The sequence below is a fragment of the Bosea sp. 685 genome (assembly GCF_031884435.1).
In the GTDB taxonomy this organism is placed as follows: domain Bacteria; phylum Pseudomonadota; class Alphaproteobacteria; order Rhizobiales; family Beijerinckiaceae; genus Allobosea.
In genome coordinates, this window is the sequence record NZ_CP134779.1 from 4,546,014 (window position 1) to 4,565,780 (window position 19,767).

Sequence of the window (19,767 nt, forward strand, 5' to 3'; positions counted from 1 at the left end):
GATGGAGCCCAAGCCCCTCTCCGCCGATCTCCGCGAGCTGCGCGATCTCTTTCGGCGCTATGTCGGCTCGCATCAGCGGCCGACGATCGACGCCTGCCGCGAGCTGACTGCCTCGCTCTCCCTCCTGGCCGAGAAGGCCGACCGCCTTGAGGCGCGCGCCCAGAACGCCGCCGAGATGGAGGCGATTGCGCGCGACCTCGACATCGTCGCCAGCGCCGCGCTTTCACCCTCGCTTCAAGAGGCCTTGAAAGCCCAGCAATTCGAGATCCAGCGCGGGCTGGATCGCGGCGAGCCGGAGCATGTCTCGCGTCCCCGCCTCGCTGCGCTCTCCTCGCAGATTGGCGATAGCAACGTCGTCACCTTCCCAATGGCGTCGCGCCAGCGCGCCGCCTTCAGCGATGGTGGGGACGCGGCATGAGCGAGCGCCACGTCACTCTCGACATCATCGTCGCCGCCGTCAGCGCCGTGACCGGCATCGACCGGCGCGACATCATGGCCGAGACCCGTGTGAAGGACGCCGCGCGGGCTCGCTTCGCGGTCTACTGGCTCGCGGAAAAGATGATCGACATCAGCAGAGCCGCGCTTGGCCGGGCGTTGGGTGATCGCGACCACAGCACGATCATCTTGGGGATCGCCCGCGCCGAAGAGCTCCGGGCGCAAGACATCGAGTTCCGGCAAACCACCGATCTGATGCTCGGCACCCTGCTCGCGATCGAGAAGCACGGCCTGCTGCGCCTTGCCCAAACCGTCGATCCCGTGGCCACCGCCCAGCGCGTGTTGAGCCATCCCACGCGCGAGGCCGTCCGCGTCTCGGCACACGAGATCATCGCGCTCTGCGAGGCCGTTCTCGCGGACGCCCCCACCACATCCCCCGAACAGGAGACCGACCATGCAGCTTGAGACTGCGCTTCTCGTCGATTCGACCGATCCGATGTTGCAAGAGGCGATCGAGAAGGTCCGCGCCGCCGGCCTCCAGGTTCTGCCGATCGGCGCCGAGATCGAGTTCACCAAGCCCATTGTTACCGCTGGCACGATCGAGGTCGGCGGCGGGAGCTACATGCGCGACGCCAAGGGCTCGCTCATCCCGATCGAGAACATCCGCGCGGCCGATCAACTCGAAGACGAGACGGTCCGCAAGATCATGGCATTCGCCGAGGATCTGTCTGCCCAGATCAGGCGCTTCAGGGAGCACACCTTCGCCGATCTGAACGGTGTCCATGCGCTCTACCAGCAAGACTACGGCGCCAAAGCCGGCGGCGAGAAGGGCAACGTCACCTTCCAGACCTTCGACGGGCTGAAGAAGGTCCAGGTGCAGATCGCGAACCTGATCGAGTTCGGGCCGCAGCTGCAGCAGGCGAAGGCGCTGATCGACGAGTGTTTGAAGGAGTGGGGCGCGGAAAGCCGGCCCGAGATCCGCGCGCTGGTGAACCGCGTCTTCAACGTCGATCAGGCCGGCCAGATCAACAAGGCCGAGCTGTTCTCGCTGTTGCGCATGGAGATCCTCGACGAGCGTTGGGTCAGTGCCATGAAGGCAATCCGCGACGCCATCCGGATCACCGGCACGAAGGAATATGTCCGCTTCTACATGCGCTCGCGGCCGAACGACGAGTGGCGTGCCGTCGCCATCAACATCGCAGCGGCGTGAGGGCGACATGGACAAAGCGCAGAACGAGCAGATCGCGGCCGAGCTGAACGCCCTGTCGCTGGCGACAGCGGTGCGGGCGGTGGAGGCGATCGAAGGACTGCAGCAGCGCTATTCGTCTGTCGTCGCTCTCGACATTGCGGTGCAGGCGCTGCTCACGGCGGCCGTCTCTCTGCTCAGGACCGGAGAAGCCCAGGGCTTTCAGGTCGACGTCGAACGAGCCGCTCGGGCCGGCATCGAGAACATCCTCAAGCTCAATGCCCGTCATCATCAGCGGCGCCCGGACGGATCGTTCGATCCGGCTGGCGCGGCGTTCAACTGAGGGCGCTTCAATGAACCTTCACAACATCCTCAACACCGATTTCGACCGGCTCGTCCTGGCGCCAGAAGATTTCCCGAAGAACGCGCTGATCCGGGTCGCCACCTTCGACCACGAGCAGGGCGAGGTGTCCTTCAAGGCTCGCGTCGTCGGCCCGTCCTCGGCCTCGCACCTGCGCATCCGCACCGACGACGGGCTCGTCTTCGCGGTGCCGGCCGGCGACTGCGACCTGATCGAGGGGGACGCGTGATGGCCCAGCTGCGCGCCTTCACGCGCCCCGAGGAGCGCGCCCTAGTCAAGCTCCATGCGCTGCTGGGCCAGACCCAGCTCGACATCACGCGCGACCGGCCCTCGATCTATACGCGCCTGGCCGACAACGGCCTGGCCGCCATCACCACAGTGCGCCGTCAGAAGCGCGCCAGGCTCACCGCGACGGGGCGGTACTTCGCCGAGTTGATCGCGGCGCGGGAGACGCGGTCATGACCCCGCGCGAGCGCCTCCGGGCCAAGATCGCCGCCCTGCAGGCGAAGACGGCTGCGGCTGGTTGCACCGAGGCCGAGGCCATGGCTGCAGCCGCTGTGGCGGCTCGCCTCATGGCGGAGCATGCCTTCGACCAGGCCGACATCGAGATGACCGAGGCGACAGCGCCGGATAGCTCGACCAGGACGACCAACCGCACCACCTGGCGCGACAAGGTCTCTGGGGCGATCGCCCTCGTCACCAACTGCGCCTGGCTGATCCGCACCAATGACGGCGACGTGCTCTTCGTCGGGCGCGAGCCGGGTCCGGACATCGCAGCTTATCTGCGCGACGTGTGCTTCCGCGCGGTCGAGCGTGCCCTGCGCGAGTTCAAGGAGACGCCGTTCTACCAGCGCCGCCGCAAGCTCTCGACACGGCGCCAGGCTGCCGCCGATTTTGTCGAGGGCATGGTGCTACGGCTGACAGTCCGGCTCCTAGAGCTGTTCCGGTCGGTGCGCGATGACGATGCCCGCGCAGCCGCCAAGCAGGCACTGGCAAAACGAGCCGGCACCACCGTCTCGATCACGATGAAGGAGCGGAAGGAGCGCTATTCCGCTGCTGGCGGTGCGGGCTGGCGCGCCGGCGCCGATGTCGGCCTGCACCATGGCGTCGCCGGCACGGCCGCGCCGAAGCAGATCGGGAGCGGCTCATGACCGCGCCCAAGGTCTCCCTCTCCCAGCAGGCCGAGGCGGTGCGCTTCGCCGAGACGCGTCAGCGCTCCCTGGCTTGCGGCGGCACAGTGCGCGGCGAGCGCTCGAAGTCTGTCGAAGAATTCGACATCGTGCGCCTCGGTGCCGCCGCCCGCACGCTGGCGCTGTTCTCGCAGAACGAAGACGAGCTACGCGCCTTCCTGCAACTGCCGGCCGAGGCCCGCCAGGCCGTCCTGCAGCACGGGCCAGCGCTGGCCGAGATCTGCATGGAGCTCGCGATATGCGAGGCCACAGCCAAGGCTGGAGGGCCGGTGCGATGAGTTCAGGGCGTACCAGAAACGTTCAAGGCACGGATGGCGTGAAGTGCTTCGGACTGGAACGCATATGCGGTAATGGCCATTACACCGAGAACGCCATCGCAGCCCCTTCCGCGATAGAGCGCCTGAATCAGAACATTCAGCGCACCGAGCATTACATCCAAAGTCTGGTCATCAACCTTTCCAGTCTTTGGCGGTTTGCGCCGAAGCTCCCCGACCCAAGAAAAATTGGCCCTAGACAGAGCCCCAAAGCTGACACCTGCCGGATAGCCGTGGGCGATTGCATTGCGGTATTCGGCCACTTTTTTAGCGATCTCCGCAAAAGCCTCAATGGACGGCAGCCAATTCGGGTCGAGAAGAGGCTGTGCCAGTTTGGTGAATTCATCGATCCGTTGGGTCGGCGTAAGGCGATCCGTCGCTGGTATGGCCCCCGAAACAACTGGTGCACCCATCTCCCACAACGTGAGCTCCAGCTCATGCTCGAAGACGGCCCATGCCATCGTCAAAACACCCACTTTCGTCAGCTGTTCGCGCGAGTACTCGTGGCGAGAGAGGAAAATATTGAGCAGTTCTTCTGGTTCGAGGGGCGCCGGAATCGAGCTCATGACTTCCTGTCAGCCTCAACGGATCTGTTTCGTCTTCCTTGTTGTCGCATTGGCGGGCTCGCGTGACCATGGCCGCCTTCGCCACACGTCGTCCTGGGCCGTCCGACGCTGCCGCCATCTCGGCGCTGCTGGCGCGAGGCGAGCTGGCCGAGATCGACGCGGAGCGCGCCCGCCTGGAGGGCGTCATCGCCAGCATCCTGCCGCGCCGCTCAACCATCATTGAAGACCGCTTGAAGCAGCTGACGCGCAAGCGAGTCGAACTGGTCGCGGCGATCGCGAGGGCCACGCGATGAGCCATCCCGCCATGCTCGCCAAGATCCATATCGCCAAGAAGGAACTCGCGCTCCAGGACGCCGAGTATCGGGCGCTGCTTAAGCGCGTCGCTCGGGTCGAGAGCGCCAAGGATTTGAGCGACAAAGCTGCCGCCGCCGTCATCGCCGAATTCAAGCGGCTTGGCTGGCAGCCGAAAGAGTCGACGCGTCCACCGGCCGAGCGCGCCGAAATCCGCATGATCTACGCCTTATGGGGCGCGCTGCATTCCGGCCCGCTCGATCCCAAGGCCCTGCGGACCTGGACAAAGACCCGCTTCACCGTCTCGGCGCCGGAGTTCCTGAAGCCCGCCCAGGCGCGCGAGGCGATCGAGCAGCTCAAGGCCTGGCAGAAGCGGGTGCGGGGATGATCAAGGTTTCAGACCACGCCCTGGTGCGGTTCCTGGAGCGCTCCGGCGCCATGCAGTTCAACACCCTGCGGGCCTCGATCGCCGCGTCGCTGGAGCGCGCTGCGGCTGCGGCCGAGCTGCTCGGATCGACGAACTGCGTCATCGTTGCGGACGGCCTGAAATACGTCATTGAGGACGGCATCCTGGTCACAGTGCTCGACCAGGACATGCGCGTGCGCCGGAGGCGGCGATGACGCATCTGCCGCCGCCGACTGACGATATCGCCGGGCTCGTCGAGGCGATCGGCGCCGAGGCCGCGCTCCGGCTGTTCGAGCAGCGCGGCGGCACAAGGCTCTATGTCGCGAGCCCAGAGAAGGGCGACGCAATCGTCGAGATGCTGGGGCTTGACGCAGCCACCCGTCTGCATGCGAAATATGGGCGCGGCGACATGCGCGTCCCGCTTGCCCGCTCCTGGCGGGTGCTGTGCTACATCGCCATAGGGCTCTCCGGCCCGAAGGCGGCCCTGAAGGCCGGGTGCACAGAGAAGAACGTGGCGGCGATCCTGAAGCGCCACGGCCGGCCCGCCATCCAACAGCTCGACCTCTTCGCCAGATCGGCCTAACGCCCCCTCTGAGGGGCGTGCCGCGTCGCGATCCCAGCGCGCATCTTCGGCGGGAATTCCGGGATCGGACGATCCGGAAGCTTATCCCAGCCGGAGGCCCGCATGCTCCCCGCCCGCTTCGCTTTTCTCGCCTCGCTTACGCCGCCTGTCTGGCTCGCGCGGGCAATCGCGGAACTTGGCGTCTCCGAGGTCTCCGGGCCGAAGTCCAACGCGCGCATCCTCGACTATCGCAAGCTCGGCAAGACCCCGCTCGGTGGTGATGATGGCGCGGTGCCGTGGTGCGCCATCTTCGTCAACGCCATGCTGGAGAAGGCCGGGGTGCCCGGCTCGGCCAGCGCCATGGCGCGCTCCTATGTAAAGCATCCCGGCTTCACCAAGCTCGTCGCGCCGATGCTCGGCTGCATCGCGGTCAAATCCTCCAATCGTGGCGCAGCCTCCGGCCATGTCGGGTTTTATGTCGGCGAGGATGCCACCTCGATCCAGCTGCTCGGCGGCAATCAGAACGACCAGGTCAATTTCAGCGCGTTCCGTAAGGGCGAGTTCGTCGGCTTCTACTGGCCAAAGGGCCAGCCTTCACCGGCCGCACCCTATGACCGACCGGTCATCCTCGGCGGCGCTCCTACCAAGGTCGCGGCGGTCCGGGAGGCCTGATCGTCATGGGCGAGGCGAAGCGCCGGCAGGCGGCCGGGCACATCCCCGGTCATATCGATCGGCCCCGGCACGGAGCAGGGGCCTGGGTCTATTGGGCCTGGCTTGCGATCTTCGTCGCTGTCGCGGCGCTTTCGGCCTGGCTGTCTCCGGCTCGCGCGGCATCGGGCGTAGCGCCGACCTGGGTGATTGCGGTCACGCTTGATTGGTGGGTTCTCCCGCTCATCGTGACCGGTATCGCGTTCCTCTGGCATGTCTGGATGCACGTTGGTGAAGGCAGCGCGTCTGGATATTCCGGGATTGGCCATGCCTTCGGACAGTTGCTCACGCTGTCCGCCGCAACGGTTGTGTCGCTATTTGCCTGGCTGGGATGGGCCGTCTTGCGATGACCGATCTGATCAAGCCGAAGCGAAGCTTTAGCCGCATCACAGTGATCGGCACCCTGGTGCCGGCCTGGCTCGCGATCGGCTGGTCGATCTGGCACAGCGTCGCGATGGCGCAGGTCGTGGTGCCGCTCATGGTCGTACTGATCGCCTCGGTGATCGGCGTCTATCAGGGCGTGGGCCATTTCGATCTTCGCAGCCAGCTCAGCGCGGGCGCCAGGCCGCCCCGCGCGCCGCGTGCGGCCAAGGCGGAGGCAGGTTGATGCTGACGACGCTGCTGGCAAAGACCGGGCTGGGCAAGACGGCGATCGCCGCCCTGGCGGGGGCCGCGCTGCTCGCACTCGCGACCCTTGGCGCCTGGGGCGTGATGCACGCGATCGGCGCCATGGTCAGCGAAGCGGCGGCGACCGCCAGGGCCGAGCGTGACGCCCATTGGCGCGCCGAGATCGCCGCCTCGAACGTCGCGGTCCAGGCCGCGCGAGCCGAGCAGGCTCTGCGCGTTGCCCAAGCCGAGGCTGTCGCCGGCGAGCAGACGGCAAAGCTTCAAACCGAGTTGACCGAACTGGAGAAGGCGAATGCGGCCCTGGCTGGTGGCGATCGTTGCGGGGTTGGGCGCGATCGCGTCCGCCTGCTCAACGGCGCCCGTTGAACCGACCGTGAAGACGGAATTCGTCAGGCCCGCCGTGCCCGCCTCGGCGCGGAAGGTCTGCGCCGACCCTGTCGCGATTCCCGATCGCGACATCTCGGCGGAGGAGACCACCAATCTGTGGGGACGTGACCGCACGTCGCTGCGCAGCTGCGAGATCCGGCGGGCCGCCGCCGTCTCGGCGATCGACGGAGCGATGCCTTGAACGACGTGATGAACTTTCTGCAGCAATACGGCACCGTGCTCGTGCTGATCAGCCAGGCCGCGATCGTCGCGATCGGCTCGAAGTTCGTCACGCGCACCGACCATGAGCGGGCGATCTCGTCTCTCGACGGCAAGTTCGTCCGTGCCGTCGAGAAGATCGACAAGGTCGAGGACCGGGTAGCCGCGCTCGAAAGCGAGTTCCGGCACCTGCCGGACCGGGGGTCGGTCCACACCATCCAGCTCGCCTTGGAGAGCGTGAAAGGCGAACTGAAGGCGATGGGCGAGCAGCTCAAGCCGGTCGCGGCGATCTCCGACCGGCTGCAGGAATTCCTCCTCGAACAGGCGAAATCCCGATGAGCATGGACCGTCTCATCCGCGAGGAAGGCCGGCTGATCATCCTGCGCGGCCTGGAGGAGCAATCGGATGGGCGGCTCAACTCCGAGCTGCTGCGCCAGGTGCTCGAATCCTACGGCATCACCAAGTCGCGCGACTGGGTTCATGACGAGCTGAACTTCCTGAAGGAGATGGGCGCGATCGGCGTCATCGTCGCCGGCACTGTCCGCGTCGCGACGCTGACCGCCAAGGGCAGCGACCATGTTCACCGCCGCATCGTCATAGAGGGCGTGAAGCGTCCGAGCCGGGAGGCCTGACCATGGCGCGCCCGAGCGGCCGGCTCTCCTCGATCGACCTCGTACCCGATCTCGCCCAGGACGATATCGTCTGGGCGATCGGCGAGCTGAACCAGCGCCAGCGCACCCAGGCCGACATCCTGTTCGAGCTGAACGATCGCCTGGGCACCAAGGGCGTCGAGCCGATCTCGTCGTCGGCCTTCAATCGCAAGGCGCTGAAGCTGCGCGCCGCGCAGATCCGGCTCGCCGAGGCGCGCCACATCTTCACCGGCATCGCCGACCAGTTCACGCCGGAGAAGGTTGACGAGAATTCGATCGTGCTCGGCGAGTTTATCAAGATGCTCGTCTTCGAGCTGGCCCAGGCCGATGCGCAGTCGACGAAGGGGGCCATGGAGCTAGCCCGCGCCTTCCATGACACGATCAAGGGACAGGCGATGTCGAGCGCCCGCCGCTCCAAACTGGACGAGGACTACAAGCAGAAGACCGCCGGCGCGCTCGCCGCCGTCGCCAAGAAGGCCGGCCTGTCGAAGGAGCGCGTCGCCGAGCTGCGTGACGAGTTCCTCAACCTGGCGGAGAAGCGCTCGTGAGCGCCCTGCCGCAGGAGGATTTCAAGGTCGGCCGCGCCATCACGGCGGAGGAGTGGAAGGCGCTCCGCGAGGAATCGCTCTACGGCCTGCCCGAGGCCCTGCGCGAGCTGCCGCGCTCCGAGATCCTGCTCGGCTACCAGAAGCGCTCGATCCGCGCCCGCCTGTCGCACGAGGTCACCTTCATCGAGAAAAGCCGCCGCACCGGCCTGACCTGGGCCTTCGCCTCGGATGCTGTCCTGGTCTCGGCCGCCGATCATTCCGCCGGCGGGATGGACACCTTCTACATCGGCTACAACCTCGAAATGGCGCGCGAGTTCATCGACGTCTGCGCCATGTGGGCCAAGCTCTTCGCCAAGGCCGCGGTCGAAAGCGGCGAGTACCTGTTCGAGGATCTCGACCCGGCAACAGGCGAGACCCGCCAGGTCAAGGCCTTCCGCATCCGCTTCTCCTCCGGCTTCGAGATCGTCGCGCTGCCGTCGCGCCCGCGATCGCTGCGCGGCAAGCAGGGCTATGTCATCATCGACGAGGCCGCCTTCCATGACGATCTCGCCGAGCTGCTGAAAGCAGCCATGGCGCTCCTCATCTGGGGCGGGATGGTCGTGGTGATCTCGACCCATGACGGCGAGGCCAACACCTTCAACCAGTACGTCAAGGACATCCGCGCCGGCGTCTTCGACTACGGCATCGTCCGGATCGATTTCGACGAGGCGCTGCGCGAAGGGCTCTATCAGCGCATCTGCCAACGCAAGGGCGAGGACTGGACGGCCGAGGGCGAGGCGGAGTGGCGTTCCAAGATCATCGCCCATTACGGCCAGGGCGCCGACGAGGAGCTGTTCTGCATCCCCTCCGAGGGCTCGGGCGTCTGGCTGCTGCCAGCCGTCATTGAAGCCAATATGAAGGCCGAGACAAAGGTCTTGCGCTGGGAGATGCCGAGCGCCTTCGCCGCCTGGCCCGCCCGGCTGCGCCGCGAGGCCGCGCAGGCCTGGCTCGATCAGCATGTCGTCCCGCAGCTGCACCGCATCCTGCCGGACAAGCCCAGCTTCCTCGGCGAGGATTTCGGGCGCATCTCGGACCTCAGCGTGATCTGGCCAGTGCAGCTCGCCCAGGGCATGCATCGGCACACGCCGTTCGTCATAGAGCTGCGCAACATCCCCTTCGACGAGCAGGAGTTCATCCTGTGGTGGGTGATCGACCATTTGCCGCGCTTCGGCGCCGGCGCGCTCGATGCCGGCGGCAACGGCGCCGCGCTCGCCGAGCGCACTGCCCAGCGCTACGGCATGGAGCGGATCGCGCAGATCAAGTTCACCGTCGATTGGTATCGCGCGAATATGCCGCTGCTGAAGCAGACGCTGGAGGCGCTCGGCATGGACGTCCCGAAGGACGTCGATGTCGGCAACGATCTGCGCATCGTCAGGATGATCGACGGCATCGCCCGGCTGCCACGCGTTCGCAATGCGGAGAAGGGTGAAGGCGCCGCCGATGGCAAAAAGAAGACCCGCCACGGCGACGCGGCCATCGCGGCGGTGCTGGCGCATTTCGCCTCGCTGATGCCGGTGGTGAGCTTCGCCTATCAGGCGGTCACCGGTGGGGCGCCGGGCCTCGGCGTGACCGGCGCCGGCGGCAGTCCGTTCGCCGATCACTCGATCGGTTCAATGACCCCCTCTCTGAGAGGACGCCTCTGATGCCGCGCCTGTCGAAAACCCTCGGCCCCGATGGCGAGCGCGTCGATATGGATCTCCTCTTTGGCGAGCCGGAGGCGGCGCCGCAGCTCTACGGATATCGGCAGGCGACCTCGACCCAGCATGTCGACGGGCTCACTCCCTGGCGGCTTGCGGCGATCCACCGCGCCGCCGCCGGCGGCGAGCCGCAGGCCTGGCTTGAGCTTGCCGAGGATATCGAGGAGCGCGATCCGCATTACCTTTCCGTCCTCGGCACCCGGCGGCGTTCCGTCACGCAATTGCCCGCTACTGTCGAGGCGGCAAGCGACGCGGCCGATCATGTCGCGCATGCCGAGTTCATACGCGCCTGGCTGAAAGAGGGCGTTCTCGACGACTGCCTGTTCGACGTGCTCGACGCGATCGGCAAGGGCTTCTCGGTGATGGAAATCGAATGGTCGAGCACTCCCAGCATGATCGTGCCGGCCGCGATCCTCTATCGGCCGCAGCGCTGGTTTACTTTCGATCGGATCGACGGCGAGACGCCGCTCCTGCGCGAGGGCGCGACCGGTCAACCGCTCTCGCCGCACAAGTTCCTGGTTCACCGCCACAAGGCCAAGAGCGGCTTGACCATCCGATCGGGGCTGGCGCGTGTCGCGTCCTGGTCATGGATGATGAAGGCCTTCACGGCGAAGGACTGGGCGATCTACGCCCAGAACTACGGCATGCCCGTGCGTGTCGGGCGGTACGACCAGATGGCGACCGATGCCGACAAGGCGATCCTATGGCACGCCGTCGCCAATATCGCCGGCGATTGCGCCGCGATCCTGCCGAAGGGCATGGAGATCGAGTTCGTCGGACTGAAGGACACGGCTAAGGGCTCCGGCGGGGAACTCTACCAGAATCGCTGCGACTGGCTCGATCGCCAGGTCTCCAAGCTCGTGCTGGGGCAGACCACGACGACCGATGCCGTCAGCGGCGGCCATGCCGTCGCCAAGGAGCATCGTCTCGTCCAGGAGGATATCGAGCGCTCCGACGCGCGCATGCTCTCGACGACGATCAAACGTCAGCTGATCCGCCAGATCATCGCCTTTAATTTCGGGCCGCAGGCGGCCTATCCGAACTTCCACATTGGGCGGCCTGATGAGGTTCCGCTCAATGATGTCGTCAACGCGATTGAGAAACTCGGGCCGCTCGGGCTCACGGTCGAGGTCAGCGAGGTCCGCGACCGGCTCGGCTTTTCCGATCCCGCGAAGGCCAAGGGCGGAAATGCCGGCGATGCCGAGGTTATCGGCGGGCGGGTGCCAACGCCGACGCCGCCCGCCAAGCCGGCGCCGCTCGACCTGACGCGCCATCTGGTCTCGCGCCATGCCAGCTCTCCCGAACCCGAGTTGGTCGACGCCCTGACGGAACAGGTTGCGCTCGATGCCGCCGGGGCCATGGCAGGGATGACCGACGAGATCCGCGCGGCCTTCGATGCCGCCAGCGACCTGAATGATCTTGCCCATCGGCTCTCGCAGATGAGCCTGGATCCGAAGGCCCTGGCCGAGGTCATGGGGCGCGGCCTGGCGCTCGCCCATCTCACCGGCCGGGCGGCCCTCCTCGAGGAAATCGGCGGACCCCGTGGCGGCCAGCGCAGCTAGCAACCTGGGCTTCACGCTTAACGCGCTCGTTCAAATGGTTTTGAAACGCCTGGGCGGCCGTCTCGGAATTTTCCGGGGCACAGCCGCACTCGGCGCTCGCGGGCCTGTACGGCCTTCCGTGAGGCTCGGGATCGGAGCGGCGCCGTGACCGACTACAGCTCCACGACCCAGGCCTTTGATCTGCCGTTCGACGAGGCGATCGACTACCTGCGCCAGAAGGTCAACGCAACATCTGAGACCTGGACCGATCTCTGGCAGAGGGCGAACGCCAAGGGCTTCACCGTCGCCGGTGCGACCACGGACGCGCTCGTCGACGATTTCCGCCGCGAGGTCGAGCGTGCGCTCCAGGAGGGCACGACGCTCGACGAGTTCCGCAAGGGCTTCGATCGCATCGTCGAGAAGCATGGCTGGCAGCATACCGGCCGGCCGGGTTGGCGCTCCCGTGTCATCTACGAGACCAATCTGTCGATGGCCTATTCGGCCGGCCGCTACGCCCAGCAGACCGAGCCCGAGACGCTCGCCGCTTTCCCGTACTGGCAATACGTCCATTCCGGCGCCAAGCATCCGCGCAAGCAGCATCTCGCCTGGAACGGCATGGTGCTCCTGGCAACCGATCCGTTCTGGGAATGGGCCTATCCGCCCAATGGCTGGGGCTGCGGCTGCAGGGTGCGGCCGATCTCGGACCGCACCCTGCGCATCCAGGGCCGGGGCAGTCTCGATGTCGCGCCGCCGCGCATTCCGACCACGATCGTCAACAAGCGCACCGGCGAGGTGCTGCATGGCAGCCAGGGGGTCGATCCCGGCTTCGACTACAATCCAGGCATGGTCTGGCGCGACGCGAAGCCCTCCGCCGTGCCCGGCCTGACGGATTGAAGTTCCAATGACCGGCGTCGTCCTGAACACCCGCATGGACATCTCCGAGGCCCAGGCCGGCTTTGCCCGGCTCGGCGCGGTGATGGCGGACACCAGGCCGGTGATGCGCGCGATCGGGACGGGCCTCGTCACCTCGACGCAGGATCGCTTCGACGCCGGTCATGATCCCGACGGCGCCGCCTGGAAGCCGCTGAACCCGGTCTACGCGGCCGGCAAACGCGGCCCCGGCATCCTGCGCGAGCGCGGCATGCGCGGCGGCCTGCAGGGCTCGATCACCTATCGCGCCGGCAGTTCGGAGGTGCAGGTCGGCACCAACAAGATCTATGGCGCGATCCAGCACTTCGGCGGCACCATTCTGCCGAAGGGCGGCGGGCGCCTGGTCTTCAAAATGGGCAACCGCGTGGTCCACGCCCGCTCGGTCACTTTGCCGCCGCGCCCTTATCTCGGGATCAGCAGCTCGGACCAGGTTATGATCCTGGATGTTGTCGAAGGCGCTCTTGCCCGCGCGGTCACTTCCGGGTCATCATCGGTGACGCGTCGGCGCTAGCCCGCGTTCTTTCCAGCCAGATCCGTCGCATTGGCTCACGCCCCCTGGCAGGGGCGTGCCCGACGCCTCGCTGACCCGCCAGATTGGCGGGGATGACGACACGTTCCTCCCTTCACTTTCAGCTCCCGGCCGGCGGTGTTCCCGAGTGGATTCACCTGATGCCGGCCGGGACTTTTTCCGGGGTGGACGGTCGTGGCCCTTTCACGCTGGAGGCCGCCGATGAAGTGATCGCCACCTCCATGGCCGCCGGCAAGCTGACGGTCGACGAGAACCATTCAACCGACAAGGCCGCACCGGAAGGTCGGCCGGCGCCGGCGCGGGGCTGGATCGTTGAGATGCAGCCCCGCGCCGACGGAATCTGGGGGCGTGTCGAATGGACTGCCTCGGGTCGCGCCCTGATCGAGGACAAGGCCTATCGCGGCATCTCGCCCGTCCTGGTCGCCGAGAAGGAGGGCGGCCGCGTCGTCAAGCTGCTCCGCGCTGCTCTGACCAACGATCCCAACCTGACCCTGACCACCCTTCATTCAAGGACGCCCGACATGGATTTCCTCAGCAAGCTGCGCACCGCGCTCGGCCTGACGGCCGATGCCGCCGAAGACGCCGTGCTGACCGCCGTCACCTCGCATGCCGCGATTGCTGCCGCCCAGGGCAAGCTTGCCGAGGCTGTCGGTCTCGCGGCTGATGCTGCTTCTGCCGACCTGCTCACCCAGGTCACGGCCCATGCGGCCGATGCCGGCAAGCTCACGGCCATCTCGGCGCATTTCAAGGCAGCGGGTCTCGACCTCGCCAAGCTCACCCCGACAGAGCTGCAAACCCATCTCCAGGCGCGCGGCGATGCCGACGCGACCCAGCTGCGCCAGACAGTAATCTCGCTGCAGTCGCAGCTGACCACGCTGCAGACCGAGGGCGCGAAGGAGAAGGCCGTCGCCTTCATCGACGCCGCCATCACCGCAGGCAAGCCGCTCCTTCCGATGCGCGACCACTACATCGGCCGCCACCAGAAGGATCCGGCTGGCGTCGAAAAGGAGGTCGACGCCCTGCCGTCCATCCATGGCGGCGGCGTCAAGCGTCCGCCGGCCGAGGGGGCGCTGTCGGCAAATGCCACGACGGCCGAAGTCGTCGCTGCAGCAGACCTTCACCAGGCCGAGCAGGCCAGGAATGGCAACCGGATCTCGTCGACCGACGCGATCCTGCACGTCACCGGGAGACGCTGATGAATTCGCCCACCCTCATCAAAACCTACGTCGCCGGCGCGGCGATCCGGGGGCGCCGCTTCGCGGTGTTCGGTTCGTCCGACACGGCAATGATCGAAGCGGCTGCGGCCACGGACGCCATCGTCGGCGTCTTCGAGAAGGTCGACGGCGCCTCGGGTGATCGTGTCGATGTCGTCCTCAGCGGCATGACCGAACTCCTGCTCGGCGGCACGGTCGTTCGCGGCGGTCCGCTGACCTCCGATGCGAATGGCGCGGCCATCGCGGCGGCTCCGGCCGCTGGCGCTAATGCCCGCATCGGCGCCTTTGCCATGGCATCGGGGGTTGCCGGCGACATCATCCCCGCCCTCGTCCAGCCGGGCCTGATGCAGGGCGCCTGATCGCCCTGCAGCCTTAACCGCAACCGGAGCCGTCCATGGCCACTTCCCGTCCGTTCATCGTCGATGCCGCCCTGTCGGCCATCGCAATCAAGTTCTCCAATCCCGATGTCAGCCTCATCGCCGACAGGGTGCTGCCGCGCCGGCCGGTCGGCGGTGAGAAGTTCAAATGGCTGAAGTTCCCGGTCGAGGACAGCTTCACCGTTCCCAACACGCTGGTCGGCCGCAAGGGCCGCCCCAACCAGATCGAGGTCGGCGCCACCGAGGAGGATTCCTCGGTCCTCGACTACGGTCTCGATGACCTGGTCCCGAACTCGGATGTCGATGCCGCCCGCCAGCAGCGGGAGGCAGGCTTCTCCGTCTACGATCCGGAGGCGCGCGCCACCGAGGTGCTGACCGATCTGGTGCTGCTCGATCGCGAGATCCGTGTGGCCGCCAAGGTCTTCGACCTCAACACCTACGCGGCATCGCAGCGCGTCACGCTGTCGGGCACGTCGCAGTTCTCGGACATCGTCAACTCTGACCCGATCAACGTCATCAACGGTGCGCTCGATTCCACCTTCGTCATGCGCCCGAACAAGATGGTCATCGGCCAGCTCGCCTGGACCAAGGTCCGCTCGCATCCGCACATCGTCAACGCGGTGAAGGGCGGCAACCTCAACAAGGGGAACGCCACCCGCGAGCAGGTCGCCGAGCTGTTCGAGCTGCAGGAGATCATCGTCGGCTCGTCCTTCGTCAATACGGCGAGGAAGGGCCAGACGGCGGCGATGAGCCGGGTCTGGGGCAAGCACATCTCGCTGATCTACCAGAACAGCGTCGCCGGGCCTGATGCCGGCATGACGTTCGGCTACACCGCGCAGTACGGCAACCGCCTAGCGGGCCGGATCCCGGACTCGAACATCGGCCTGCAGGGTGGCGCCGCCATCCGTGTCGGCGAGCGTGTCCGCGAGATCGTGTCGGCTCCCAGCGTTGCGTACTTCATCCAGAACGCCGTCGCCTGACGGCTCCCGCGAGGGTGTTCTTGCGAAAGCTCCCGCGCCTGGCGCGGGGGCTTTGAAGAGGACCTTCAAACCTCCTTTCAAAGGACCAGGACCATGGCGAAGAAGAGCTACCCGGTGCTCTCCAACATTCTTCACGACGGCGACCATTACGGGCCGGCCGAGAAGAACAAGGCGATCGAGCTTGAGGAAGACGATGCGGAGGCGCTGATCGCCGCCGGCGTCCTCGGCGAGGGCAAGGCGGTCAAGGAGACGCCGGCCAAGACCGCCTGACGAATTCCCAGAGGGCGGTCTGGCACGGCTCGCGAGGCCTCCAGCACCCGATGGGGACGGTTCGACCGTAGGAACCCAGTTCGCCGCCCGCACACCATTTCGAGAACCCAATGCCCTACGCCACCGTCCAGGACATGATCGGCCGCTTCGGCGAGACGGAGATGCTCCGGCTCTCCTCCGTCGACGGCCTGCTGCCTGAGACGGTGAGCGAAGCGCCGGTCCAGCAGGCGATCTCGGACGCCGATGCGATCATCGACAGCTATCTCCGCAAGCGCCACAGCGTGCCGCTGGGCCAGGTGCCGCAGGTGATCACCCGCGCCGCCTGCGTGCTGGCCCGCTACGAGCTGATGACCGGCGGCGATCGCGAGCCGGCCACCCAGGTCAAGGAAGACCGCAAAGACACGATCGCCTGGCTGGTCAAGATCGCCGAGGGCACCGTCACGCTTGAGGACGTCATCCCGATCGTGGCCAGCTCGACGGCGCGGACCCAGGATCGCGAGCGCATGTTCGGCGTGTTCGGGGAGCGCGGTCTCTGATGCCCGAACTCGATCCCTTCACCCGGATCTCGACGGCGATCGAGGACCGCCTGCGCCTGGCCTTCAAGGCCAACCGCTGGGATTTCCACATCGTGCCGGACCCGCTTTCCGACGCAGAGTTCCGCTCTCTGGTCACGCGCACGCCGCTGCTGGCGTTGAGCTTCAGGCAGATGAACCCGCCCGACAAGGGCGTCGGCCGCCGCTTCAGCGGCAATCTCGGCATGCGCCTGACCATCGTGGTCAAGAACCCGAACGGCCGGCAGTACCGCTATCTCGGCGACGCCAAAGGCCCTGGCCTGTTTCCCTCGATGAGCGGCGCGGCCCTGCTCCTGAACGGATTCACCGTTGCGGATCTCGGCACCATCTTCGTCGGCGCCATCGCCCAGGCCTATGCCGAGGGCTTCCCCGATCTCAACGCCGCGATCGCCACGATCGACCTGACGATGCTCGCGACCTTCGGCGACATCCTCGGCGACTTCGAGAACGCCGACGACTTCCTGTCCACCCTGAGCAGCTTCGAGCCCTGGCCCGATCCCGAGCTACAGCCTCGGGACGAGCCCTACGACGTGAGGACGCCATGAGCGCCGAGACGCGGAAATTCTACAAGGCCGGCGAAGGCCGCACCGTCCGCCGTGAGACCGATGGCGAGCTGTGGCCCGAGGCGGGCGACTACGCCGAGAACACCCGCTTCACCCGCCGCCGCGTCGACGATGGCGACCTGGTCGAGGCTGAGCCGCCGGCGCAGCCAGCGGTAGTCGAGGCGCCTGCCGAGCCTGAAGCAGTCGCGCCACCCGTTCCGCCCGCCGAGCCCGAGGCCGGTGCTGAGCCCGCCCGGAAGTCCAGGGCTGGCAAGACCGCCGGCGACGGCGAAAACTGAGGAGCGCGCCCGATGATCAATTTCAGCGAGATCCCCTATGACTGGCGCGTCCCCGGCACCTATGTCGAGAACCGCCCGAGCTACGCCAAGCGCGGCCTGATCCCGTTCCCGGCGAGCAAGATCCTGCTCGTCCAGAAGCTGGCCACCGGCTCCGCCGCCGCTGGCGTGAAATACGAGATCACCCGACCGGAAGAGGGCACGGCACTGTTCGGGGCCGGCTCGGTTGGCCAGCAGATGGTCCGTGCGTTCAAGAAGGCGAACAAAACCAACCGCGTCTTCGCCATCGCGCTTGCCGATGATGTCGCCGGCGTCAAAGCGACCAAGACCCTGACGTTCACCGGCTCGGGCGCCGGCACGATCCCGCTCTACATCCAGGGCCGGCGCGTGCGCTATGCCGCAACCGCCTCGATGTCGGTGACCCAGCACGCCACGGCTGCCGTCGCGGCGGTCAATGCCGATGCCGACATGCCCGTGATCGCCACCTCGGCTGTCGGCGTCGTCACCCTAACTGCCAAGCATGCCGGCGAGACCGGTAATCATATCGACGTGCGAACCCGCAAGACCAACGAGGACGTCCTGCCCGGCACGCTCGCCATCGCGGTCGCCGACGGGGTCGCCGGCACCGGCAATCCCAACGTCCAGACGCTGCTCGACGCCATCGCCAATGACTGGTTCACCGACATCGGCATGGCCTGGGACGATGCGACGAACATGACCGCGCTCGCGACCGACCTGGTCCAACGCTATGTGGCGATGGGCAAGAAGGACGCCCACGCTTACATCGGCCTGCGCGGCACCTATGGCCAGCTCGGCACCAAGGGCGCGGTGACGAATTCGCCCTTCATGACGCTGATCGGCGCCAAGCGCGCCTATGAGGCGCCCTGTGAGTGGGCCGCAAGCCTTGGCGGCGTCGCGACCTTCCAGCTCACCAACGACCCAGCGCGCCAGCTGCGCTCGCTCGTCCTGCCCGGCCTGACCGCGCCCGACGATGTCGACTGCTTCATCGAAAGCGAGCGCGACCTGCTCCTGCGCCAGGGCATCTCGACCTTCACCCGCCTGGTCGACGGTTCCGTCGTGCTCGAGCGCGTGATCACGACCTACAAGGTCACCAATCTCGGCGTCGCCGACGATGCCTGGCTCGACATCATGATCCCCAAGACCATGACGCGGATCCGCTACGACTGGTCGGCCTACGTCACCCAGCTCTATCCGCGCCACAAGCTCGCCGATGACGACAGCATCGCCGCCAACAACAACGACGCGGTGGTGACGCCGCGCCGGATGCGTGGCTCCTGGGCGACCCGCTGCAAGATCTACGAGCGCCAGGCCTGGATTGAGCGTGCCAGCGAGACGGTCGATCAGAGCGTCTTCGAGCGCGACGAGAGCAACCGCAACCGCATGAACAGCCAGCAGCCCATCATCATCATCGGCAATCTGATGAACCTGATGTCGGCGCTGGAATTCCAGGTCTGAGGCGCATTCCGCGCCTGGGCCGTAACAATCGAACCGGCGCTTCAAGCGCCCTTGAAAGGAAGCCGCGATGACGCAGGTTCTCGGCATCGTCGACATCGTCTGGAAGGGCCGGAACGTCCCGGTCGAGAAGGGCGCCAAGTTCAAGCTCGGCGGCATCGGCAACAAGGCGGTGGTCTATGGCCGCAAGGTCGGCCGCGCCGGCGAATACATGCAGTCGGAGATCGAGGCCACGACGCCTCTGGAGCGCAACCAGCGTGTCAGCGACCTGTACACCAACGAGGAGGGCGAACTTCAGGTCGTCTGCGATACCGGGCAGACCTACGTCTTCCCCGACGCCTTCCTCACTGATCTGCGCGAGCTCACTGGCGGCGAGGGCGGCAAGATCGGTCTGAAATGGGCCGCCGGCGACTATGAGGAGATCTCGGCGTGAAGACCCTGACCGTAGACCTGACCGACGATGATGTGATCGTCGACGAGACCAGCAGCTCCGCCGACGGCGCCGCCTCGACCAATGCGACGATCGGAGACGTTGTCGACGAGACCGAAGACGAAACCTCCAAGAAGGCGAAGCTGCCGGCTCGGGCGCACCGCAACGAGGACGGCTCGATCACGTTGCCCCTGCTCGGCACGGTGACGCTGACGATCAAGAACGCGGCGGGAACCCGGCAGGAGACCATCAAGGAGCTGACCTTCCACGAGATGACCGGCCTCGACATGCGCCTGATCGCCCAGGCTTCGCCGGATATGCAGACGGTGGTGGCGCTGGCGCGTGCGACGCGCATCCCCTCGCCACGCATGAACGTCCTCTTCGACAAGATGAAAGGACGTGACGTCACGGCTGCGGCGGCCGTGATCTCGTTTCTGCAGGAATGAGT

The 19,767-nt window shown here is 66.5% G+C and carries 35 protein-coding genes; 34 read left to right on the forward strand and 1 reads right to left on the reverse strand.

The window, feature by feature from the left end; genetic code table 11:
• Nucleotide 1: 1 nt before the first annotated feature.
• The 8 genes from RMR04_RS22365 (at nucleotide 2) to RMR04_RS22400 (ending at nucleotide 3,450) form a co-directional block, all read left to right on the forward strand.
• On the forward strand, nucleotides 2–418 hold the full coding sequence (locus RMR04_RS22365) for a hypothetical protein (RefSeq protein WP_311910629.1): 417 nt from the start codon (nucleotides 2–4) through the stop codon (nucleotides 416–418).
• Nucleotides 415–900 carry a helix-turn-helix domain-containing protein gene (locus RMR04_RS22370; RefSeq protein ID WP_311910631.1) on the forward strand — a complete coding sequence of 162 codons (486 nt, stop codon included), beginning with the start codon at nucleotides 415–417 and terminating at the stop codon, nucleotides 898–900. The genes RMR04_RS22365 and RMR04_RS22370 overlap by 4 nt, the downstream gene beginning before the upstream one ends.
• Nucleotides 901–1,057: 157 nt before the next feature.
• Nucleotides 1,058–1,645 carry a DUF3164 family protein gene (locus tag RMR04_RS22375; RefSeq protein WP_311915908.1) on the forward strand — a complete coding sequence of 196 codons (588 nt, stop codon included), beginning with the start codon at nucleotides 1,058–1,060 and terminating at the stop codon, nucleotides 1,643–1,645.
• Nucleotides 1,646–1,652: 7 nt separating this feature from the next.
• Complete coding sequence (locus tag RMR04_RS22380) at nucleotides 1,653–1,964, forward strand: hypothetical protein (protein WP_311910633.1); 312 nt, start codon at nucleotides 1,653–1,655, stop codon at nucleotides 1,962–1,964.
• 10 nt (nucleotides 1,965–1,974) lie between these two features.
• Nucleotides 1,975–2,211 carry a hypothetical protein gene (locus RMR04_RS22385; protein ID WP_311910635.1) on the forward strand — a complete coding sequence of 79 codons (237 nt, stop codon included), beginning with the start codon at nucleotides 1,975–1,977 and terminating at the stop codon, nucleotides 2,209–2,211.
• Complete coding sequence (locus RMR04_RS22390) at nucleotides 2,211–2,444, forward strand: hypothetical protein (RefSeq protein WP_311910637.1); 234 nt, start codon at nucleotides 2,211–2,213, stop codon at nucleotides 2,442–2,444. The genes RMR04_RS22385 and RMR04_RS22390 overlap by 1 nt, the downstream gene beginning before the upstream one ends.
• Complete coding sequence (locus RMR04_RS22395) at nucleotides 2,441–3,133, forward strand: DUF7168 domain-containing protein (RefSeq protein ID WP_311910639.1); 693 nt, start codon at nucleotides 2,441–2,443, stop codon at nucleotides 3,131–3,133. Before RMR04_RS22390 ends, RMR04_RS22395 begins: the two co-directional genes overlap by 4 nt.
• A complete protein-coding gene (locus RMR04_RS22400; RefSeq protein WP_311910641.1) occupies nucleotides 3,130–3,450 on the forward strand; it encodes a hypothetical protein in 321 nt (106 codons plus the stop codon). The genes RMR04_RS22395 and RMR04_RS22400 overlap by 4 nt, the downstream gene beginning before the upstream one ends.
• 2 nt (nucleotides 3,451–3,452) lie before the next feature.
• Here RMR04_RS22400 and RMR04_RS22405 read toward each other — a convergent pair whose 3' ends face one another.
• Entirely contained in the window at nucleotides 3,453–4,052 is a 600-nt protein-coding gene (locus RMR04_RS22405; RefSeq protein ID WP_311910643.1) for a hypothetical protein, read from the reverse strand.
• 68 nt (nucleotides 4,053–4,120) lie between these two features.
• On the opposite strand from RMR04_RS22405, the gene RMR04_RS22410 reads away from it, so the two are divergent.
• The 26 genes from RMR04_RS22410 to RMR04_RS22535 all read left to right on the forward strand — a co-directional run bounded on the left by RMR04_RS22410 (nucleotide 4,121) and on the right by RMR04_RS22535 (nucleotide 19,765).
• Nucleotides 4,121–4,345 (forward strand): hypothetical protein, encoded by a 225-nt coding sequence (locus tag RMR04_RS22410; protein WP_311910645.1) that lies wholly within the window; start codon nucleotides 4,121–4,123, stop codon nucleotides 4,343–4,345.
• On the forward strand, nucleotides 4,342–4,731 hold the full coding sequence (locus RMR04_RS22415) for a regulatory protein GemA (RefSeq protein WP_311910647.1): 390 nt from the start codon (nucleotides 4,342–4,344) through the stop codon (nucleotides 4,729–4,731). Before RMR04_RS22410 ends, RMR04_RS22415 begins: the two co-directional genes overlap by 4 nt.
• Nucleotides 4,728–4,964: a hypothetical protein gene (locus tag RMR04_RS22420; RefSeq protein ID WP_311910648.1), complete on the forward strand. Its 237-nt coding sequence runs from the start codon at nucleotides 4,728–4,730 to the stop codon at nucleotides 4,962–4,964. Before RMR04_RS22415 ends, RMR04_RS22420 begins: the two co-directional genes overlap by 4 nt.
• Nucleotides 4,961–5,332, forward strand: coding sequence for a hypothetical protein (locus RMR04_RS22425; protein WP_311910650.1), 372 nt, complete (start codon nucleotides 4,961–4,963; stop codon nucleotides 5,330–5,332). Before RMR04_RS22420 ends, RMR04_RS22425 begins: the two co-directional genes overlap by 4 nt.
• A gap of 102 nt (nucleotides 5,333–5,434) precedes the next feature.
• Complete coding sequence (locus tag RMR04_RS22430) at nucleotides 5,435–5,983, forward strand: TIGR02594 family protein (protein WP_311910652.1); 549 nt, start codon at nucleotides 5,435–5,437, stop codon at nucleotides 5,981–5,983.
• 5 nt (nucleotides 5,984–5,988) lie between these two features.
• Entirely contained in the window at nucleotides 5,989–6,369 is a 381-nt protein-coding gene (locus RMR04_RS22435; protein WP_311910654.1) for a hypothetical protein, read from the forward strand.
• Nucleotides 6,366–6,626 carry a hypothetical protein gene (locus tag RMR04_RS22440; protein WP_311910656.1) on the forward strand — a complete coding sequence of 87 codons (261 nt, stop codon included), beginning with the start codon at nucleotides 6,366–6,368 and terminating at the stop codon, nucleotides 6,624–6,626. The genes RMR04_RS22435 and RMR04_RS22440 overlap by 4 nt, the downstream gene beginning before the upstream one ends.
• Entirely contained in the window at nucleotides 6,626–7,012 is a 387-nt protein-coding gene (locus RMR04_RS22445; RefSeq protein WP_311910658.1) for a hypothetical protein, read from the forward strand. The genes RMR04_RS22440 and RMR04_RS22445 overlap by 1 nt, the downstream gene beginning before the upstream one ends.
• Before the next feature lie 7 nt (nucleotides 7,013–7,019).
• On the forward strand, nucleotides 7,020–7,214 hold the full coding sequence (locus RMR04_RS22450; protein WP_311910660.1) for a hypothetical protein: 195 nt from the start codon (nucleotides 7,020–7,022) through the stop codon (nucleotides 7,212–7,214).
• 5 nt (nucleotides 7,215–7,219) lie between these two features.
• On the forward strand, nucleotides 7,220–7,570 hold the full coding sequence (locus RMR04_RS22455) for a DUF2730 family protein (RefSeq protein ID WP_311915909.1): 351 nt from the start codon (nucleotides 7,220–7,222) through the stop codon (nucleotides 7,568–7,570).
• A complete protein-coding gene (locus RMR04_RS22460) occupies nucleotides 7,567–7,863 on the forward strand; it encodes a VpaChn25_0724 family phage protein (RefSeq protein WP_311910662.1) in 297 nt (98 codons plus the stop codon). The genes RMR04_RS22455 and RMR04_RS22460 overlap by 4 nt, the downstream gene beginning before the upstream one ends.
• Before the next feature lie 2 nt (nucleotides 7,864–7,865).
• Complete coding sequence (locus RMR04_RS22465) at nucleotides 7,866–8,429, forward strand: phage protein Gp27 family protein (RefSeq protein ID WP_311910664.1); 564 nt, start codon at nucleotides 7,866–7,868, stop codon at nucleotides 8,427–8,429.
• The gene (locus RMR04_RS22470; protein ID WP_311910666.1) at nucleotides 8,426–10,111 is read left to right on the forward strand and encodes a terminase large subunit domain-containing protein; all 1,686 of its coding nucleotides are present in this window, start codon (nucleotides 8,426–8,428) and stop codon (nucleotides 10,109–10,111) included. Before RMR04_RS22465 ends, RMR04_RS22470 begins: the two co-directional genes overlap by 4 nt.
• Nucleotides 10,111–11,727: a DUF935 domain-containing protein gene (locus tag RMR04_RS22475; protein ID WP_311910667.1), complete on the forward strand. Its 1,617-nt coding sequence runs from the start codon at nucleotides 10,111–10,113 to the stop codon at nucleotides 11,725–11,727. The genes RMR04_RS22470 and RMR04_RS22475 overlap by 1 nt, the downstream gene beginning before the upstream one ends.
• Before the next feature lie 144 nt (nucleotides 11,728–11,871).
• Nucleotides 11,872–12,600 (forward strand): phage head morphogenesis protein, encoded by a 729-nt coding sequence (locus tag RMR04_RS22480; RefSeq protein WP_311910668.1) that lies wholly within the window; start codon nucleotides 11,872–11,874, stop codon nucleotides 12,598–12,600.
• A 7-nt stretch (nucleotides 12,601–12,607) separates the two neighbouring features.
• On the forward strand, nucleotides 12,608–13,147 hold the full coding sequence (locus RMR04_RS22485; protein WP_311910670.1) for a phage virion morphogenesis protein: 540 nt from the start codon (nucleotides 12,608–12,610) through the stop codon (nucleotides 13,145–13,147).
• Nucleotides 13,148–13,239: 92 nt separating this feature from the next.
• Nucleotides 13,240–14,361, forward strand: a complete 1,122-nt coding sequence (locus RMR04_RS22490) for a phage protease (protein ID WP_311910672.1) — start codon at nucleotides 13,240–13,242, stop codon at nucleotides 14,359–14,361.
• Nucleotides 14,361–14,738 (forward strand): hypothetical protein, encoded by a 378-nt coding sequence (locus RMR04_RS22495; RefSeq protein ID WP_311910674.1) that lies wholly within the window; start codon nucleotides 14,361–14,363, stop codon nucleotides 14,736–14,738. The genes RMR04_RS22490 and RMR04_RS22495 overlap by 1 nt, the downstream gene beginning before the upstream one ends.
• A 35-nt stretch (nucleotides 14,739–14,773) precedes the next feature.
• Complete coding sequence (locus RMR04_RS22500) at nucleotides 14,774–15,736, forward strand: capsid protein (RefSeq protein WP_311910676.1); 963 nt, start codon at nucleotides 14,774–14,776, stop codon at nucleotides 15,734–15,736.
• 93 nt (nucleotides 15,737–15,829) lie between these two features.
• Nucleotides 15,830–16,006: a hypothetical protein gene (locus tag RMR04_RS22505; RefSeq protein ID WP_311910678.1), complete on the forward strand. Its 177-nt coding sequence runs from the start codon at nucleotides 15,830–15,832 to the stop codon at nucleotides 16,004–16,006.
• Between the two features lie 110 nt (nucleotides 16,007–16,116).
• Nucleotides 16,117–16,542, forward strand: coding sequence for a gp436 family protein (locus tag RMR04_RS22510; RefSeq protein ID WP_311910679.1), 426 nt, complete (start codon nucleotides 16,117–16,119; stop codon nucleotides 16,540–16,542).
• Nucleotides 16,542–17,123, forward strand: coding sequence for a hypothetical protein (locus RMR04_RS22515; RefSeq protein ID WP_311910680.1), 582 nt, complete (start codon nucleotides 16,542–16,544; stop codon nucleotides 17,121–17,123). The genes RMR04_RS22510 and RMR04_RS22515 overlap by 1 nt, the downstream gene beginning before the upstream one ends.
• Entirely contained in the window at nucleotides 17,120–17,419 is a 300-nt protein-coding gene (locus RMR04_RS22520) for a DUF2635 domain-containing protein (protein ID WP_311910681.1), read from the forward strand. Before RMR04_RS22515 ends, RMR04_RS22520 begins: the two co-directional genes overlap by 4 nt.
• A gap of 12 nt (nucleotides 17,420–17,431) precedes the next feature.
• Entirely contained in the window at nucleotides 17,432–18,892 is a 1,461-nt protein-coding gene (locus RMR04_RS22525; protein WP_311910683.1) for a phage tail sheath subtilisin-like domain-containing protein, read from the forward strand.
• Nucleotides 18,893–18,959: 67 nt separating this feature from the next.
• Nucleotides 18,960–19,322, forward strand: a complete 363-nt coding sequence (locus RMR04_RS22530; protein WP_311910684.1) for a phage tail tube protein — start codon at nucleotides 18,960–18,962, stop codon at nucleotides 19,320–19,322.
• Nucleotides 19,319–19,765 (forward strand): hypothetical protein, encoded by a 447-nt coding sequence (locus RMR04_RS22535; protein WP_311910686.1) that lies wholly within the window; start codon nucleotides 19,319–19,321, stop codon nucleotides 19,763–19,765. Before RMR04_RS22530 ends, RMR04_RS22535 begins: the two co-directional genes overlap by 4 nt.
• Nucleotides 19,766–19,767 lie beyond the last annotated feature (2 nt).

Excerpts from the sequence above, each read along its gene's own strand:
- RMR04_RS22380 (WP_311910633.1), top strand. The coding sequence starts at position 1,653 with ATGGACAAAGCGCAGAACGAGCAGATCGCGGCCGAGCTGAACGCCCTG.
- RMR04_RS22505 (WP_311910678.1), top strand. The coding sequence starts at position 15,830 with ATGGCGAAGAAGAGCTACCCGGTGCTCTCCAACATTCTTCACGACGGC.
- RMR04_RS22510 (WP_311910679.1), top strand. The coding sequence starts at position 16,117 with ATGCCCTACGCCACCGTCCAGGACATGATCGGCCGCTTCGGCGAGACG.
- RMR04_RS22430 (WP_311910652.1), top strand. The coding sequence starts at position 5,435 with ATGCTCCCCGCCCGCTTCGCTTTTCTCGCCTCGCTTACGCCGCCTGTC.
- RMR04_RS22390 (WP_311910637.1), top strand. The coding sequence starts at position 2,211 with ATGGCCCAGCTGCGCGCCTTCACGCGCCCCGAGGAGCGCGCCCTAGTC.
- RMR04_RS22445 (WP_311910658.1), top strand. The coding sequence starts at position 6,626 with ATGCTGACGACGCTGCTGGCAAAGACCGGGCTGGGCAAGACGGCGATC.
- RMR04_RS22400 (WP_311910641.1), top strand. The coding sequence starts at position 3,130 with ATGACCGCGCCCAAGGTCTCCCTCTCCCAGCAGGCCGAGGCGGTGCGC.
- RMR04_RS22425 (WP_311910650.1), top strand. The coding sequence starts at position 4,961 with ATGACGCATCTGCCGCCGCCGACTGACGATATCGCCGGGCTCGTCGAG.
- RMR04_RS22495 (WP_311910674.1), top strand. The coding sequence starts at position 14,361 with ATGAATTCGCCCACCCTCATCAAAACCTACGTCGCCGGCGCGGCGATC.
- RMR04_RS22490 (WP_311910672.1), top strand. The coding sequence starts at position 13,240 with ATGACGACACGTTCCTCCCTTCACTTTCAGCTCCCGGCCGGCGGTGTT.
- RMR04_RS22440 (WP_311910656.1), top strand. The coding sequence starts at position 6,366 with ATGACCGATCTGATCAAGCCGAAGCGAAGCTTTAGCCGCATCACAGTG.
- RMR04_RS22465 (WP_311910664.1), top strand. The coding sequence starts at position 7,866 with ATGGCGCGCCCGAGCGGCCGGCTCTCCTCGATCGACCTCGTACCCGAT.
- RMR04_RS22395 (WP_311910639.1), top strand. The coding sequence starts at position 2,441 with ATGACCCCGCGCGAGCGCCTCCGGGCCAAGATCGCCGCCCTGCAGGCG.
- RMR04_RS22415 (WP_311910647.1), top strand. The coding sequence starts at position 4,342 with ATGAGCCATCCCGCCATGCTCGCCAAGATCCATATCGCCAAGAAGGAA.
- RMR04_RS22385 (WP_311910635.1), top strand. The coding sequence starts at position 1,975 with ATGAACCTTCACAACATCCTCAACACCGATTTCGACCGGCTCGTCCTG.
- RMR04_RS22420 (WP_311910648.1), top strand. The coding sequence starts at position 4,728 with ATGATCAAGGTTTCAGACCACGCCCTGGTGCGGTTCCTGGAGCGCTCC.
- RMR04_RS22475 (WP_311910667.1), top strand. The coding sequence starts at position 10,111 with ATGCCGCGCCTGTCGAAAACCCTCGGCCCCGATGGCGAGCGCGTCGAT.
- RMR04_RS22365 (WP_311910629.1), top strand. The coding sequence starts at position 2 with ATGGAGCCCAAGCCCCTCTCCGCCGATCTCCGCGAGCTGCGCGATCTC.
- RMR04_RS22370 (WP_311910631.1), top strand. The coding sequence starts at position 415 with ATGAGCGAGCGCCACGTCACTCTCGACATCATCGTCGCCGCCGTCAGC.
- RMR04_RS22525 (WP_311910683.1), top strand. The coding sequence starts at position 17,432 with ATGATCAATTTCAGCGAGATCCCCTATGACTGGCGCGTCCCCGGCACC.
- RMR04_RS22375 (WP_311915908.1), top strand. The coding sequence starts at position 1,058 with ATGCGCGACGCCAAGGGCTCGCTCATCCCGATCGAGAACATCCGCGCG.
- RMR04_RS22530 (WP_311910684.1), top strand. The coding sequence starts at position 18,960 with ATGACGCAGGTTCTCGGCATCGTCGACATCGTCTGGAAGGGCCGGAAC.
- RMR04_RS22515 (WP_311910680.1), top strand. The coding sequence starts at position 16,542 with ATGCCCGAACTCGATCCCTTCACCCGGATCTCGACGGCGATCGAGGAC.
- RMR04_RS22405 (WP_311910643.1), bottom strand. The coding sequence starts at position 4,052 with ATGAGCTCGATTCCGGCGCCCCTCGAACCAGAAGAACTGCTCAATATT.
- RMR04_RS22460 (WP_311910662.1), top strand. The coding sequence starts at position 7,567 with ATGAGCATGGACCGTCTCATCCGCGAGGAAGGCCGGCTGATCATCCTG.
- RMR04_RS22435 (WP_311910654.1), top strand. The coding sequence starts at position 5,989 with ATGGGCGAGGCGAAGCGCCGGCAGGCGGCCGGGCACATCCCCGGTCAT.
- RMR04_RS22485 (WP_311910670.1), top strand. The coding sequence starts at position 12,608 with ATGACCGGCGTCGTCCTGAACACCCGCATGGACATCTCCGAGGCCCAG.
- RMR04_RS22500 (WP_311910676.1), top strand. The coding sequence starts at position 14,774 with ATGGCCACTTCCCGTCCGTTCATCGTCGATGCCGCCCTGTCGGCCATC.
- RMR04_RS22520 (WP_311910681.1), top strand. The coding sequence starts at position 17,120 with ATGAGCGCCGAGACGCGGAAATTCTACAAGGCCGGCGAAGGCCGCACC.
- RMR04_RS22410 (WP_311910645.1), top strand. The coding sequence starts at position 4,121 with ATGGCCGCCTTCGCCACACGTCGTCCTGGGCCGTCCGACGCTGCCGCC.